This window comes from Desulfofundulus luciae (genome assembly GCF_030813795.1).
Taxonomy (GTDB): Bacteria; Bacillota; Desulfotomaculia; order Desulfotomaculales; family Desulfovirgulaceae; genus Desulfofundulus; species Desulfofundulus luciae.
Genome location: NZ_JAUSUX010000008.1, coordinates 1 through 14958 on the forward strand (window position 1 = coordinate 1; position 14958 = coordinate 14958).

Sequence of the window (14958 nt, forward strand, 5' to 3'; positions counted from 1 at the left end):
CACCTCTTTTGCCTCCCCCTCTCGAGGGAGATTTTATCATAGGGTGGGTCAGTTTTATTTGACGATCGGGGGTCAATTCTATTTTACGATCTACACTCAAGTTGAGGGATCTCGAAATCGACTTCCGCCTCTTGGAAAGGGACCGGGACGAAAGCAGGTTGCTCGACTACGCCCTGGACCTGCCCGATGAATTGGCCAGAAAAGAAAAGAAGCAAATGGTGGTGGTCTTTGACGAGTTCCAGGAAGCCTCTCGGGTCGCCGGCAGGGAAATTTACAAGAAGATGAGAGCGCACTTTCAAATGCACAAAAACGTGTCCTACCTTTTCCTGGGTTCCAAAGAAGACCTCATGAAGAACATTTTTGCCAGCAGCAAGCAGGCATTCTACAGGTTTGCCCTAATTCTTCCCATCCCCCCTATTCCGGAAGACGCCTGGATAGAATACATCGCCAGAAAGTTCGCCAGCGCAGGCTTAAAAGCTGACGAGGACAGTATAAGGGAAATTGTGAAGCTTACCGGAGGACACCCGCAAGACACCATGATTGTGTGCTCAGAAGTTTATCACTTCCTCCTCGAAGCTTCCGAAAAAAAGCTTTCCCTCGAAACCGTCAGAATTGGGTACGAGCGGGCGCTGTACGCGCTCTCCCCCCTGTTCGACAGGATAATTGATGAATTAAACGGAAACCCCCACTCCGGCAAGGTTTTAAAGAGAATTACCCGGGGGGAAAGAGCTTATTCCCGAAAGGAACACCCTAACGAGGTCAAAAGGGCTATCGATTTTTTGATGGCCAAAGGGGTCATCGAAAAAAGCGGGCGCGGAGTGTATAAATTTACTGAACCGATGTTCCAGGAATATATCTTGCGGGAACTATCTTAGTGTGGCCTGCAAAATTCAGATTCCAGGCTGGTAAGCCAGGCATACAACCGAAGCACAATTTAAATCCTGGGTGCAGTTGGAACAGGTAATTATGCCAATACGAGCCATAGTGAACCTCCTCGTCAATTTTTTCAACTGGTTAGATAAAGCTGCGTGCGGGCCGGAATACATATTTTACCCTGGCCAGGGCGCTGACGTCCTCCCAGGGGTTGCCTTCCACGGCCACCAGGAAGGCGGGCCGCCCCGGTTCAATGCGGCCCAGCAGGTGCTCCAGTCCCAGGATGGCCGCACCGTTGCGGGTGGCGGCCAGAAGAATATCCGCCGGGGAAAGGCCGGCTTCCCGGTAAAGAAGCAGTTCCTCCAGGAAGCCCTGTCCGTGGCATACGCCGGTGGCCCCGGCGTCGGTGCCCACCCCCAGGGTAACGCCCATTTCCAGGGCTTTTTTGATCATTTCCACCTGGCGCCGCCAGGTGCGGGTGATGACCTCAATTTCCCGGGCCGTATATTGTGCCCGCAATTTTCCCCTCACCTGGCCGGCCACCGGGATTACCGTGGGCACCCAGGCAATACCCTGAGCGGCCATGCGGTGCAGGGATTCCTCGCTGATGAAATAACCGTGCTCTATGGAATCCACCCCGGCTTCTACGGCCAGGCGAACAGCATCGTCCCCGCTGGCGTGGGCCATGACCTTTAGCCCGCGGCTGCGGGCGCGGTAGACTATTCGTTGCAGTTCCTCCCGGGTGAACTGGGGGCCGCCCACCCGCCCGTACTCGGAGAAGCTTACTATTCCTGATACCAGGATCTTGAGGTGGTCCACTCCCTGCCGGGCCAGGGAATCCACCGCCTTTTCCAGTTCCCCCGGGGTTAAACCTGGCCCCAGGAAAGAGCCGTACTTTCCCTGCCGGTGCAGCGCATGCCCGCAGGCCAGTACCAGAGGCCCGGCCAACCTGCCGGTTATAACCAGTTGTTTTACTTCAAGACCGATACCAGCCCGGTCTCCTCCATCCCGAATGGCTACTATACCCCGTTCCAGGGTACTTGTTAAGTCCGCCTTCACCCGCTCAAGTAATTCCCCCCGGGCGGTCCATTGCTGCTGCGCCCTCGAAAAATCCCTGCCGTCCAGAGCCAGGTGGACGTGGCAGTCGATGAAGCCGGGGACCACAGTGCAATTGGGGAGTTCGAGTACGGGTACCGGTTCTCGGGAATGGTCTGTGCAAAGGTATTCCTCAGGGTCATTACCGGCGGAAATGGCTATTACTTTCCCGCCCTGGACATATATCAGTCCTTCCTGGGGCGGGGACGGCGTGCCCCGCCAAATACGGGAGGCTTTGATGAGTAAGGTCTGGCCGGGGCCAAGATTTATTAAAGACATGGGACATCCTCGCCTCGGTAGAATCCTTTCGAATCGGCCTGGCAGCAGGGACGCTTCTTGCGCCGGTTAAAGTATGGCAAGATTGTTGCGGGTATTGGATTGGCATTGTTTATATACTCATTGATTGATGTTCTTATACACTTTTTTAAGGGCACGCATTGATCAGGGACTCAATAACAGCATGAACTAAGTGAGTGGTGCCTGTGACAGCAAATAGTGTTCTACCGCGGCCTTTCGCCCATGGCCCGGCTTGACGGCAAGAAGGAAAGATAAAACATTAGCACCGCTCCAACCAGCACCACGGCACCAAGGCTGGAAAAAGCCAGGATCCAGCCGGCGGGACCGGCATAAACGTCAAGAATCAGCCCAAAAACCGCGGGGGACACGGTGGCGGCAATATAACCCACAAAGGTCTGCCAGGCCATGATGCGGCCCAGTTTTTCCCGGGGGGCGATTTCCGCCAGTCCGGTGGAAAATATCGGTGAATCCGCCGTAACCGTCAAGCTGTAAACCAGGCCCACCGGCAGCAACAGCCACGGCGATGCCGGTAGCAGCCAGCCCATGGTAAATGAACAGGCGGCGCTGGTGAGCATGATCGCCAGGGCCGTGCCCGTGCGCCCCAGGCGATCTGAGAGCCAACCGGCGGCCAGGGTGGATGGAGCCCCCAGCATTACCGACAGGGCAGTGAGGGTGGCCGCCAGGGAAGTGGCCTGGGCGTAGCGGTCTTGGAAAACGACGGTAAGAAAGGGCGTCAACCACGAACGCAACCCGTACATTTCCCACATGTGGGCCGCATAGGCCAGGATGACCAGAACCATGGCCAGGTTACGCTGGCTGGTTTCAACCTGCTGGATTCCCTGCGCCGGTTCCGGTGGCCCGGTCTGCGAAGCAAGACCGGGTGTTTCATCTCCCCCGGAACTGTTTGCCGGGATTTTTGCTTTCCGGGTGCCGGGTAAAAAGGCGGCTGCGGGTTGGCGCCACAGCCAGAGAGAAAGGGCAATGGCCCCAAAGCTTACCCCTGCCAGAACGAGGTAGGCCTCCTGCCAGGTTAAAAAGGCGGTAAGGGCCCCGGTGAGGGCGAAGGAAAGGGAGGTGCCCACCAGGTAGGAGGAAACGTAAAAGCCCACTGCCCGGCCGCGGGAACTGGGGGCCAGGGAAATGACTTTGATCCCGGGCATGTAGATCCCTCCCAGGCCCGCACCGGCCAGCGCCCGCAGCAGGGTACCCGATAAGGCATCCCGGGCCAGCAGGGAAAAGATGGTATGGGTGAAGGTCGATAAAATGGCTCCTCCGGCCATCACATAGCGGGCGTCAATGCGGTCGGTGAGGGGGAGGGCCACCAGGGCTGCTGCAATGTACCCGGCCTGAAAGGCGGCCACCATTATCCCGGCCTCCCCGTGGCTGATCCCCCACTGCTTTTCCACCAGGGGCAGGACGGCCGACAAACAATAGGCCGGCAACAGTACCAGCAATTGAATTAAAGCCAGTTGTACCAGTGGGATGTGTTCCCGTTGCCGGGTTTCGCGCATTTTGTTTATTCACCTGTTGGTATTTAACTGGTCTAATTATTCTTTTTTTCGCCGCCGAACTCCTGCTTTGGTGAAGGTAGCTGGAGTAGGAATAGAAGGACTCGGAAGCTCTGTTTTCAGTCGCCTGGTGGAAGCCTTCAGCCCGGTAATAATATCCCCTGGCCACCTGTAAGTCCTTGGACCCGCTGGCACTGGAAGATCAGAATTTTAGATTACCACCTTTAAAAAATTTATTGTCTCTTTGCTAGAGCGTATGATAAAATTTATCCATGGGATGGTATCCCCGCGGGAACCATACCTTAGTTACTAAAAGTACCTCTAAAACCTAATACGTTTTGCCGCTTGGAGCCGGGAAGGACCGAGACGGAGATAATGGGGAACATTTACTGCCTTTCGGGAGCCCGGAAGGCATTTTTTGTTGAATTGTACGGGGCTTCTTTGTTATTTGCCGTAATCAGGATTTCAGAAGCTGGGGTGGGACTGATGAGTAAGCCTTCGGTGGCCGTAGTGGGATGCGGTAAAGTGGGCAGCGCCCTGGCCCTGCTTTTAAAGGAGCGGGGTTACCCGGTGGTGGCCGTGGCCAGCAGGAGTCCGGAGCCGGCCCAGAAACTGGCCCGGTCCCTGGGTTGCAGGGCGTATGACCGGCCGTGGGAGGCAGCGCTAAAGGCCGATCTGGTTTTTATTACCACGCCCGACCGGGAGATTGCCCCGGTGTCGGAACTTATTGCCCGGGAAGGGGGATTTCGTTCCGGCCAGGTGGTGGCCCACACCAGCGGTGCCCACGCATCCAGTGAACTGCACGGTGTCCGGGAAGCCGGCGCCCTGGCCGTGTCCATCCACCCGTTACAGTCCTTTGCCGATGTTGCGGGGGCCAGGGAAAACCTCCCCGGGTCCTACTTTGCCCTGGAGGGGGATGAGGCGGCCATTCCCGTGGCCCGGCAGGTGGTTGACGACTTACAAGGCCATGCCTTTATCATCAAGGCTGAAGATAAGCCCCTTTACCATGCGGCGGCCTGCATTGCTTCCAACTACCTGGTGTCTTTGATGCACCTGGCGACCAGCGTTTACGGCCGGTTTGGCCTCTCCCGGAGGGAAGCTTTTGAAGCGTTGTATCCCCTGGTGCGGGGCACAATAAACAATATCAGGCGGGTGGGACCGGTGGAAGCCCTTACGGGTCCGGTGGCCCGGGGAGATGTGCCCACCATTGCCGGGCACCTGCCGGCCCTGGACCGGGTGGGGAACCGGGAATCCCGGCTCTACCGCCTGCTGGGGCTGTACACCATCCAGGTGGCCAGGGAAAAGGGCAGCATTGATGCCGGGCAGGCCCGGCAACTGGAAGAGGTATTTATGGCTTCGGCCAATGGTGAAGATGTATCCAAATCCAAGGAGGTATCCTCATGAGCAACCAGCAGGTCACCACTGCGTATTTCCGGGAAGCAAAAAAGACCGGCCGGAAAATTACCATGCTCACGGCCTACGATTATCCCATGGCCAGGATGGTGGATGAAGCGGGGATTGATGCCATTTTAGTGGGAGATTCCCTGGGCAATGCCGTCTTAGGCTATGATTCCACTATTCCCGTGACCATGGACGATATGGTTCATCATATTAAAGCCGTTACCCGGGGGGTCAAACGGGCCATGGTTATCGGCGACATGCCTTTTATGTCCTACCACATTTCCCGGGAAGAGGCCCTGCGCAACGCCGGCCGCATCCTGCAGGAAGGAGGCGCCCAGGCGGTCAAGCTGGAGGGCGGCCGGGAGGTGGCCGATACCATCCGGGCTATGGTGTCCTGCGGCATTCCTGTGATGGGCCACCTGGGTTTGACGCCCCAATCCATTCACCAGATGGGCGGTTACAAAGTGCAGGGCAAGGACGAGGCCCAGGCGAAAAAACTTCTTGAGGACGCCCGGGCCATTCAGGAAGCAGGAGTTTTTGCCATTGTCCTGGAGTGTGTACCCGTCCCCCTGGCCAAACTGCTTACCGAAACCCTGGAGGTATGCACCATCGGCATAGGCGCGGGACCCCACTGCAACGGGCAGGTCCTGGTGACCCACGATCTGCTGGGGATGTTCCTGGGGAAGTCGCCAAAATTTGCCAAGCGTTATGCCAACCTCCACGAAGAGATTGCCCGGGCGCTCAAGGCCTACCGGGAGGAAGTGCAGAGCGGCGCCTTCCCCGGCCCGGAACATGGTTTTGACATGCCGGAGGAAGTGCTTAGCAAATTGTATTAACCGGAGGGGAGTATCCCTTGCTCATCTGCCGCACGATAAAAGAAATCCGGGATTTTGTACGCCAGGCCCGTTCCCGGGGCCTGACCGTGGGCTTTGTCCCCACCATGGGCTATTTCCACGAGGGTCATCTCACCCTCATGCGCCGGGCAAAAGAGGCCTGTGATGTGGTGGTGGTCAGCATTTTCGTCAACCCGTTGCAGTTCGGCCCGCGGGAGGATTACGACCGCTACCCCCGCGACCTGGACCGGGATGTGTCCCTGGCGCGGGAAGTGGGCGTGGATGCTATCTTCCATCCCTCCGTGGAGGAGATGTACCCGCCCGGTTTTACCACCCATGTCGATGTCGAAGGTCTTACTGAATGCCTCTGCGGGCTTTCCCGGCCCGGTCACTTCCGGGGGGTGGCCACGGTGGTGACCAAGCTGTTCAACATTGTGCGCCCCGACAGGGCCTTTTTCGGTCAGAAAGACGCCCAGCAAGCCCTGGTCATCCGGCGTATGGTTGAAGACCTGAACATGGATCTGGAAATAGTTACGGTGCCCACGGTGCGGGAGGAAGACGGCCTGGCCATGAGTTCCCGCAACGTGTACCTGAGCCCGGAGGAAAGGCGGGCCGCCACCGTGCTTTCCCGAAGTTTAGAGGCTGCCCGCCGGGCCTACGAGTCCGGGGAACGGGACGCGGGCCGGCTGGTGGAACTGGTGCGGGGCATGATTGCCGCCGAGCCCCGGGCCCTGGTCGACTACGTGGAAATCCGGTCAGTTCCCGATTTGAAGCCGGTGTCCAGGCTTGACGGGCCGGCCCTTTTGGCCCTGGCCGTACGCTTTGGCTCTACCCGGTTAATCGATAACCTTGTGCTCGGCAGCCCGGACGGGGTGCTGTAGATCTGAAGTTTTGTCCGGCCCGGCGCCCACCTGAAGAAGGACGCCGGGCCGGAAGCCGAACGCTTCAAGGGAAGGGGGTACGCTGGCATGTTTATTACGCTCTTCAAATCTAAAATTCACCGGGCTACTGTAACCGGGGCCAACCTGAACTACATGGGCAGCATCACCATTGACCGGGCGCTGCTGGAAGCGGCCGGCATTTTACCCCACGAAAAGGTGCAGGTTGTCAACAACAACAACGGGGTCCGGTTTGAAACCTACGTCATCAGCGGGCCCCGGGATTCCGGCGTCATCTGTCTTAACGGTGCCGCCGCCCGGCTGGTGCAGCCCGGGGACACGATCATTATCATTTCCTATGCTATGATGACCCCGGAGGAAGCGGCCGGTTTTTCGCCCACGGTGGTCATGGTGGACGGGCAGAACCGGGTGGTGGAGATCCGGCGGGAGGAGGTACCGGGAGAGGTGGGCTAGGCCGGACTCTCCTTTTTTTGCTAACCGTCCCGTACGAAGTAAATTGGCCAGAAGCCCTTTAGTGGTTTTAGGGTAATTTTCCCCGCAGTACGGCGATGTCATTCCTTGGAAATAGAATGAGACCTCACGCTCCTAAAACAACAAAAATAACAAAAAAAATCAAAACAAAGAAGGGTGTGAGGTCTCTTGTTAAATATTCACCATATCATCGGTGCAGTACTTCTGGTTGTATAAGGACGGTTTGAACTAACCAGCGCGAGGCCGTTGGCCGCAGCCATAGTAGGGCTTCGGCGTCGGATATTGGTGGACGGACCTTCATGACAGGGTCCACCAAGCGCTGGTAGCCGGGGTTTAGACGCGCTGTCGAACACTACCTATATGGTGGCAGGTAGCCCTTTTTAGTTGACTGTGGTAGGGGTTTGGGCGGAGAAGCGGCAAATACATCACCGGTTGGTGGCAATTACGGAAAAGCGTCGAACCTTGGGGTTATAACCCGCTGGGTATTATATTTTGCGGTCCCGGATGAGTGGGCGTCGCAGCAGGTTGCCTGCAGATTTAGCATCTAGCCGGAATTGGCTTGCGACGGAATTTCGTAAAAAATTGGGGATGACTAAGTATGTAAATTGCTTGAAATATGCCTGGCTGCGTGCTATAATATAAAGCTAGTGCAGAATAATTACCCTAAATTTATGTACCACAAAGGCCATAAACATGCTGAATCAGTGATAGTCTTTTAAATATTTAAAATGGTTTTGACATAAAGATTACCGAGTTGAACGTTTTCTTATAACTAAAGCTGAGGGAAGGGACTAATAGAAGATGTTTGTACCAGTAGTCTCAGAAAATACTAATCGTTCCCAGCGCATTGTGGCTCAGATTCGCTCGCTGGTTGCCGAAGGAAAACTAAAGCCCGGGGATCGCCTGCCTCCTGAACGAGAACTGGCTCAGTTGATGAATGTTAGCCGTACTTCGGTGCGGGAGGCTATTCAAATACTGGCCACCATGGGCATGGTGACCATTAAAAAGGGGCAGGGTATTTTTATTGCCCAAAACGATGTCACTTCGTTAATGAATACCTTGGGCGAATTGCTGGTGGTCAAAAAGGACGAAATCAAAGACTTGTTGGAAGTGCGCAAGATACTGGAAACACAGGCAGTCAGTCTGGCGGTGGAAAGGGCCAGCGATGAAGAGATCCTCGCCTTACGGGAAATAGTTGAGGATGCTCTGGCCCGCATTACCACCAATGAAGTTGATCCTGCTTATGCCCGGGAGCACGACGCCCGTTTTCACGGGGCTATTTTTAGCTTCACCCGGAACCATGTTTTAATTGCCATCGTCAGCAGCCTCTATCATGTCTACGACCGCATGCGCAGTCGTACTACAGCCATTCCCGGCCGGGCCATCCAATCCATCAAAGATCATCAGCGCATTATGGAGGCCATCAGTCGCCGGGACAAGGATACTGCGGTGAAAGCTATGCTGGAGCATATTCAAAGTGTGGAGCGGGTTCTGTAACTTTTAACAACCGAGGGGTATTTGTGCGCTATCGAGGTATGACCTCACTCCTCTGTGTATAAGGAAAAACATGCTTACCTCTTATCTAACCAGGGACGAGCGCAAAAAACCTGCGGCGTAAGTTGCCCTGATGAGTATGAAAAATGACGGAGGTCGATTTTAAATGCTTTTGAAAAAATACCCCGTGGATATATTGGCCCCATTTTGCCGGGAATTGATGAAAGCTGCTGGTGTGCCACCGGAGGATGCCGGGGTAGTCACCGATGTATTAATTGATGCCAGCCTTGAAGGTATTGATACCCATGGAATCAGCCGGTTACCAATTTATATTTCCAGGTTGAGAAATGGCCGAATCAATTCACGGCCTCAAATTAAAGTTGACCGTACTGGAGCGATGGCTGCAGTGGACGGGGATAACGGCCTGGGACAACTGGTGGCAGTGCGGTCCATGAAAATAGCCATCGAGTTAGCGGGACAATACGGCGTAGGGTTTGTGACCACCAAACACAGCAACCATTTCGGTGCCGCCTCCTACTACTGCAAAATGGCTACGCGGTGGCAAATGATAGGCATGGCGTTTACCAATTCTCCTCCGGGAATTCCTCCCTGGGGCGGGCGGAAACCTTATTTCGGCACAAACCCCATTGCCTTTGCCTTTCCTACGAACGAATACCCGGTGGTGGTGGATATGTCTTCTTCCACCGTGGCTCGGGGAAATATCATCCTGGCGGCCAGAGAAGGGCGAGAGATCCCGTTGGGTTGGGCTATTGATGCAGAAGGACGACCAACCACCGACCCGCAGAAAGCCCTGGGAGGGGCGGTGTTACCCGTAGGTGGTGCCAAAGGATATGCCCTGGCCCTGGCGGTGGAAGTGTTGTCCGGTATTCTTTCCGGTTCAGCTTACGGTCCCGGGGTAGGCTGGATTTACGACGATAGTTTGGAACCAGCAAATGTCGGTCATTGTTTCCTGGCCATAGACGTATCCCGCCTGATGTCGCTGGAAACGTTTCATAAGCGGATGGCTGATATGATCCAGGGAGTAAAGGCCGTACCTTTGGCCAAAGGGTTTGAACAGATTTTGATCCCTGGCGAAAGGCGGCGGGTCAAGGCCAAACAACGGGTAAGAGAAGGTATTCCGGTTGATGAAAACCTGCTACAGGAATTGAACCAGCTTGCTATGGAGTTGGGCGTCCGGACTCTGGAGAGCTGAAAGACAGGCTGGATTTCTTCGGCTTGCTGCCGTTGGCATGATTCCCTGCACCTTCCGAGTCCGGGATCCAGAGGGCTTTCATACTTAAGGACTTTCATCAGGTTACAGGTGGGCTTAGTGTTTGATCAATAAAATAAGCCCGCTTAAAAAGACCAGAATATTAATATAAATAATAAACTGCTTATCTGATATCTTTTTAATTAATTTACTTCCCGCCCAGCTACCTAAAAACAAAACCGGAACCAGGAATAAACTAATTTTGACCAGGGGCAAAGTGAGGATTCCCAGCCTGCTAAACATTACTATCTTTAAACAATCAGCAAAGAGTAGGAATCCCACCAAAGTGGCCACAAAAGTTTCTTTCTTTAAATTTTGTGTTATTAAATAAATGGTAAGGACAATACCTCCTGAGTGGGCTATTGCCGAAGCTGTTCCTGCTGCGATACTGATAATGCTACCCTGCCATGGACTGAATTTTATATTTGTAAAAAGTTTTTCTTTTTTTATACGTAAAATTTGAAGGGTTGAAAAAAGTATAGCAATAGTTCCTATTGTAATTTTTGTTTTTTCGGGAGAAGCTCCGGCCAGGTAATAGCTACCTAAAATAGTACCTAATAGGGCGCCAGGCAATATTATCAAGAGCTGCTTTTTATCCCACCTTTTCCAGTGGGTACCCAAAGTAGAAAAATCTGTTATAAGCATCATGGGTGCCATTAAAGCCACTGCAGTTTTGGGGTCCATGGTAAGAGACAGCAGGGGAGTTAAAAATACCCCTGCGCCAATGCCGAAGGCAGTTTTTAACAACCCTGCTACAAAGGCGGCTAGCATGGAAAAGATGTTTAGCATAGTATTTTCTCCTTTATTAATAGTTATGTAAAGTTGACGATTTTATAAATATGCCCCGAAAGTATCTGATACTTCCGGGGCTTATTCCGTATATATGGGGGTAGTGTGGAGGGGAATAATATTCTTTTTTAATTGTTTGCCGCTCGATAAAAGAGGACTTATGCGCTGCGGTATAGTTTGTTGATGACAAATTCCCTGTGACCCAGGACCTCGGCGGAAGTCAGACGGCCGTTGGCGGTGCGGATGATCATTTCCATCAACTTGTCGGCGGCCTGGTCGAGGGTCAGTTCGCGGCGGAGCACGCCGGATACATCCACGTCAATGTGCTCGGACATAGTGGAGACGGTAATGGGGTTGGCCGACAGTTTGATGACCGGGACGATAGGGTTACCCACGACGTTGCCCTGGCCGGTGGGGAAGAGGTGAATCACGGCGCCGCCGGCCGCCCACAGGGTAACGGCTTCCGCTGCCGCAGAGGAGGTGTCCATGAACCAGAGTTTGCCGGTCCGCGGAGGAATGTATTCGGCAGATTCAAGGACGCCGTCCACCATGCAATTGCCGATCTTCTGGATGTTGCCCAGCGCTTTTTCTTCAATGGTGGTCAAACCACCGATGATGTTGCCCTGAGTCGGCTGGGAGCCGAGGAGGTCGGCTTCTTCCTGCATAATGAGGGCCTGGTAGTCATTGAAAAGGGCCATGAATTTTTCCCTCAGTTCCGGGGTTCTCATCCTGGCGGCAACAATATGCTCGCCTCCGGTCAGTTCGGTGGTTTCACCAAAGCTGCAGGAGGCACCGGCCGCGGTCAGCCGCTCCACCACTTTACCTACAGTGGGATTGGCGGCCAGGCCGGAGGTGGTGTCCGACTCGCCGCACTTCACACTGACCACCAGGTCGGCGATTTCGCATTCTTCCCGCTGGAGTTCGCTGGCCCAGTGAACGAATTCCTTGGCTTTTCTGGAAGCCCGCTCGATGGTGTTGAAGTCACCGTATCTTTCAATCCCGAACATGGCCACGGGCTTGCCAGTCTTGGCGATTCCCTCGGCTACCCGGGTGGTCCAGTGAGAAGTCTCGATGCCGATGACGATGCAGGCGGCCACATTGGGGTTGCTGCCAATGCCAATTAACTGGCGGAAGAAAAGCTCCAGGTCGCGACCGAACTGAAGGCGGCCGAAATGGTGGGGGAGGGCGATAGTCCCCTTTACATTGTTGGCCACTGCTTCAGCGCAGGCATTGGATATATCATCGAGAGGCAAAATCACAACGTGGTTACGGACCCCCACTCTGCCGTTCTCCCTGCGGTATCCCATAAATTTTAGTGTCATCTTTACCACCTCGCAGTCTTCAGGTTATGGATGTGCACGTGTTCCCCTTTTTTGATGGCCTGGGTAGTTTTGCCGATGGATTCGCCATATTTGATTACAGTGTCGCCGGGGAGAAAATCGCACAGAGCAATCTTGTGGCCCAGGGGAATATCGTTGAGGGCCGTCACGGTGATTTCAGCGTTGGTGTCCATCACCCAGCCGGTGGCGGTCTCACCGGCTTTGATATCGGCTACCGCGACTCCTACGGTATCCTTCTCGTGGTGTACAAAAAATTTTACCGCCATGGTATCCTCCTCCCTTGACTGGTTAGTTAGCTAGGCCTAGCTCAAAACTTAAAAGATAAAAATAGGAAAATTTTGGCAATTCGTTATGCAAGGAATCGGCTGAAAAGTGGTATGTGGTATGACCTCTGCTGGGTAAATTATACTTTAGTTAACCACCGGATGTCAACTATTATTTTTTCCTATCCTATATTAAGAAGCCCATATAGAAGCCAACTGTAATAGAAGCCAATAAAAATTTTGACCATAGTTAAGATAGAGCTGTTCAGGAGGTACTACCTCAGACCGATATAATATTGTGGGCATTAAAATTTCTGGGAAGGGGAGAGTGTATGTTCAGGCTCAGGTTACGTGGCAAATTAATCGCGTCTTTCTTACTTTTCTCACTGTTACCTCTTATAGGGCTGGCGTTATTATTTTTTCGCTTTGCCAATGCCGATCTGATCCAGGCGTCTTTTCAGCAAAACCGTGTGATTGCCAAAGGAGTGGTCAGTGAGATCAATAGATTTTTAACCGACCGTGCTGAAATGCTCCAGGGTCTGGCCAGTACCTCCGATGTACAGGAAATGGATCCGGCTAAAGTTACTCCCCTGTTGGTTTCGTTACAGAAGAATATTTCCGGTGCTGCTTTGCTGGCCGTAATAGATACCAGGGGATACCAGATAGCCCGATCGGATGGACAGAAGCTACTTTACCTGGGAGACCGGGAATACTTTAAAGAAGGCATGGCCAGACGGGATTTAACCATAAGTGAGGTGGTCATTAACAAAACCACGGGCAAAAACAGTGTAATTATGATTGCACCCATTTTTACACAGGGAATATTAAAGGGCTTTGTTCAAATGACCCTGGACCTGGAATTTTTAGAGGACTTAATAAAGAAAAATAAAGCTGGTGTGGCCGGGTATTCTTTTATCGTGGACCGGCAGGGACGGGCCGTGGTTCATCCTCAAAAAGAAAAGGAGCAGGGGGAAGCCGGACTAATTGATTTGAAAGACGAACTTCCGGTAAAAGAAGTGTTGAGAGGAAAGTCGGGTCACCTTATTTATCAAACTAAAGGCGTAAAATATCTCAGTAATTTTGAGCCTGTACCTTTGGCCGGCTGGGGTGTGGTGGTGAATTTGCCTTTAACCGAGGCAACTGCCCTGGCTCGGGATTTTCTTAAGCAGGTTGGTATGGCAGTAGCCGTGACGGTCGCTGTGGCTGTGCTTATTGGCTTATCCCTGAGCAGCACATTAACCAGGCCTTTAAAAGAGTTGGGAAAATCAGCTGATCTCGTTTCCCAGGGTGATCTGACGGTAAAGATAGCATCCACGTCCCGCGATGAAGTGGGAGAAGTGGCCAGGGCTTTTAGAGAAATGGTTGACAGTTTAGCCGGAGCGGTTAAAGAAGTGTCCAATGCTTCCATTTCTCTGGTTCAGGCCGCCGATCAATTAAAAGGCAATGCAGAACAAATCAGTTCTGGAGCCAATGAAACTGCGGCTGCGATTTCTGAAGTGGCTTCTACGGTTAATAATGTGTCCAGCAATGCCCAGATGGTTGCGGAAATCTCGAGGGAGGCTGCTGAAGCATCCGGACAAGGCAGTGTGCTGTCACGCCGTATAGGTCAGGAGATTGAAGCCATTCATTCGGCCATCCGGGAAGTGGCCGATTCGATTATGAATTTAGATGCCAGGGCGGGCAATATATTCCATGTGGCAGATGTGATTGCTAATATTGCCGAAGAAACAAACCTTTTAGCACTTAATGCCGCCATTGAGGCTGCCCGGGCAGGGGAACACGGTCGTGGTTTTTCGGTGGTGGCCGAAGAAGTACGCAAGCTGGCTGAACAGTCGGCAGCATCGGCTAAAGAAATTAACCAACTGGTGGAGGGTATTCGTTCTGAAATCGGCCAGATGGTCAAGAATGCTAAAGAAAATATAAACCGGATAGAAGGCAGCACTCAAGTAGTTAGCCAGGCGGGGGAGTCTTTTGAAAAAATTTCCCAGCGCGTTGAGGAACTGAATAGATACCTCCAGGATGTAGTCGCTTCTATACAACAGGTATCCGCCAGCACCGAAAATATAGCGGCTGTGGCGGAAGAACAGAATGCCGCCATGGAAGAAATCCTGGGGGCCGCAAATAATTTGAAAAAACTGGCTGACCAGCTGCGGGCCATGGTGGGCAGGTTTGTGGTGTCCTAAAGTTTTCTACCATGTTTGTGTGTTTCTGGTGATCCGAGAACCTTATATTGGTGATTGTTACAAAGCCCCACCCGCCGTGCTGAAAGGTTATAACCCCCGGCACGGCGGGCAGATTTATTTGCGTGATTCCATTCCCAGTAACTCAAAAAGTCTCAATTAACCCAATTAAATTTAAAAATAAGTTTTATAATGTTTAGAAAACATCTTGCAAAGGACATCGAATTTTGGCATAATCTATACAT

At 53.1% G+C, this 14958-nt stretch carries 13 protein-coding genes; 8 read left to right on the forward strand and 5 right to left on the reverse strand.

The annotated features are described in order from the left end of the window. Nucleotides 1–191: 191 nt before the first annotated feature. Nucleotides 192–875: an AAA family ATPase gene (locus tag J2Z49_RS06240; protein ID WP_307400921.1), complete on the forward strand. Its 684-nt coding sequence runs from the start codon at nt 192–194 to the stop codon at nt 873–875. A gap of 139 nt (nt 876–1014) precedes the next feature. On the opposite strand, the gene J2Z49_RS06245 is transcribed toward J2Z49_RS06240, so the two are convergent. Continuing rightward, nucleotides 1015–2247 (reverse strand): amidohydrolase family protein, encoded by a 1233-nt coding sequence (locus J2Z49_RS06245; protein ID WP_307400924.1) that lies wholly within the window; start codon nt 2245–2247, stop codon nt 1015–1017. A gap of 221 nt (nt 2248–2468) precedes the next feature. Beyond that, the gene (locus tag J2Z49_RS06250; protein ID WP_307400926.1) at nt 2469–3776 is read right to left on the reverse strand and encodes an MFS transporter; all 1308 of its coding nucleotides are present in this window, start codon (nt 3774–3776) and stop codon (nt 2469–2471) included. 483 nt (nt 3777–4259) lie between these two features. Here J2Z49_RS06250 and J2Z49_RS06255 point away from each other — a divergent pair, with 483 nt between their 5' ends. The 6 genes from J2Z49_RS06255 to J2Z49_RS06280 all read left to right on the forward strand — a co-directional run bounded on the left by J2Z49_RS06255 (nt 4260) and on the right by J2Z49_RS06280 (nt 10084). Further along, nucleotides 4260–5177: a Rossmann-like and DUF2520 domain-containing protein gene (locus J2Z49_RS06255; protein WP_307400929.1), complete on the forward strand. Its 918-nt coding sequence runs from the start codon at nt 4260–4262 to the stop codon at nt 5175–5177. Next, the gene (gene panB, locus J2Z49_RS06260) at nt 5174–6010 is read left to right on the forward strand and encodes a 3-methyl-2-oxobutanoate hydroxymethyltransferase (protein WP_307400932.1); all 837 of its coding nucleotides are present in this window, start codon (nt 5174–5176) and stop codon (nt 6008–6010) included. The genes J2Z49_RS06255 and panB overlap by 4 nt, the downstream gene beginning before the upstream one ends. Before the next feature lie 17 nt (nt 6011–6027). Beyond that, the gene (gene panC, locus J2Z49_RS06265; protein WP_307400936.1) at nt 6028–6888 is read left to right on the forward strand and encodes a pantoate--beta-alanine ligase; all 861 of its coding nucleotides are present in this window, start codon (nt 6028–6030) and stop codon (nt 6886–6888) included. Between the two features lie 87 nt (nt 6889–6975). Next, entirely contained in the window at nt 6976–7359 is a 384-nt protein-coding gene (panD, locus tag J2Z49_RS06270; protein WP_307400939.1) for an aspartate 1-decarboxylase, read from the forward strand. A gap of 819 nt (nt 7360–8178) precedes the next feature. After that, nucleotides 8179–8874: a FadR/GntR family transcriptional regulator gene (locus J2Z49_RS06275; protein WP_307400942.1), complete on the forward strand. Its 696-nt coding sequence runs from the start codon at nt 8179–8181 to the stop codon at nt 8872–8874. A 163-nt stretch (nt 8875–9037) separates the two neighbouring features. Then, on the forward strand, nt 9038–10084 hold the full coding sequence (locus tag J2Z49_RS06280; RefSeq protein WP_307400945.1) for an Ldh family oxidoreductase: 1047 nt from the start codon (nt 9038–9040) through the stop codon (nt 10082–10084). A gap of 114 nt (nt 10085–10198) precedes the next feature. On the opposite strand, the gene J2Z49_RS06285 is transcribed toward J2Z49_RS06280, so the two are convergent. The 3 genes from J2Z49_RS06285 to J2Z49_RS06295 all read right to left on the reverse strand — a co-directional run bounded on the left by J2Z49_RS06285 (nt 10199) and on the right by J2Z49_RS06295 (nt 12536). Then, nucleotides 10199–10930 carry a sulfite exporter TauE/SafE family protein gene (locus J2Z49_RS06285; RefSeq protein ID WP_307400949.1) on the reverse strand — a complete coding sequence of 244 codons (732 nt, stop codon included), beginning with the start codon at nt 10928–10930 and terminating at the stop codon, nt 10199–10201. Nucleotides 10931–11088: 158 nt separating this feature from the next. Further along, on the reverse strand, nt 11089–12252 hold the full coding sequence (locus J2Z49_RS06290) for a UxaA family hydrolase (RefSeq protein ID WP_013824253.1): 1164 nt from the start codon (nt 12250–12252) through the stop codon (nt 11089–11091). 2 nt (nt 12253–12254) lie between these two features. Next, nucleotides 12255–12536: a UxaA family hydrolase gene (locus J2Z49_RS06295; protein WP_013824252.1), complete on the reverse strand. Its 282-nt coding sequence runs from the start codon at nt 12534–12536 to the stop codon at nt 12255–12257. Between the two features lie 467 nt (nt 12537–13003). Between J2Z49_RS06295 and J2Z49_RS06300 the strand changes: the two genes are divergently transcribed. Beyond that, nucleotides 13004–14716, forward strand: a complete 1713-nt coding sequence (locus tag J2Z49_RS06300) for a methyl-accepting chemotaxis protein (RefSeq protein WP_307400952.1) — start codon at nt 13004–13006, stop codon at nt 14714–14716. Nucleotides 14717–14958 lie beyond the last annotated feature (242 nt).

Excerpts from the sequence above, each read along its gene's own strand:
- J2Z49_RS06280 (WP_307400945.1), top strand. The coding sequence starts at position 9,038 with ATGCTTTTGAAAAAATACCCCGTGGATATATTGGCCCCATTTTGCCGG.
- J2Z49_RS06290 (WP_013824253.1), bottom strand. The coding sequence starts at position 12,252 with ATGACACTAAAATTTATGGGATACCGCAGGGAGAACGGCAGAGTGGGG.
- J2Z49_RS06275 (WP_307400942.1), top strand. The coding sequence starts at position 8,179 with ATGTTTGTACCAGTAGTCTCAGAAAATACTAATCGTTCCCAGCGCATT.
- J2Z49_RS06245 (WP_307400924.1), bottom strand. The coding sequence starts at position 2,247 with ATGTCTTTAATAAATCTTGGCCCCGGCCAGACCTTACTCATCAAAGCC.
- J2Z49_RS06285 (WP_307400949.1), bottom strand. The coding sequence starts at position 10,930 with ATGCTAAACATCTTTTCCATGCTAGCCGCCTTTGTAGCAGGGTTGTTA.
- panD (WP_307400939.1), top strand. The coding sequence starts at position 6,976 with ATGTTTATTACGCTCTTCAAATCTAAAATTCACCGGGCTACTGTAACC.
- J2Z49_RS06255 (WP_307400929.1), top strand. The coding sequence starts at position 4,260 with ATGAGTAAGCCTTCGGTGGCCGTAGTGGGATGCGGTAAAGTGGGCAGC.
- J2Z49_RS06295 (WP_013824252.1), bottom strand. The coding sequence starts at position 12,536 with ATGGCGGTAAAATTTTTTGTACACCACGAGAAGGATACCGTAGGAGTC.
- panB (WP_307400932.1), top strand. The coding sequence starts at position 5,174 with ATGAGCAACCAGCAGGTCACCACTGCGTATTTCCGGGAAGCAAAAAAG.
- J2Z49_RS06250 (WP_307400926.1), bottom strand. The coding sequence starts at position 3,776 with ATGCGCGAAACCCGGCAACGGGAACACATCCCACTGGTACAACTGGCT.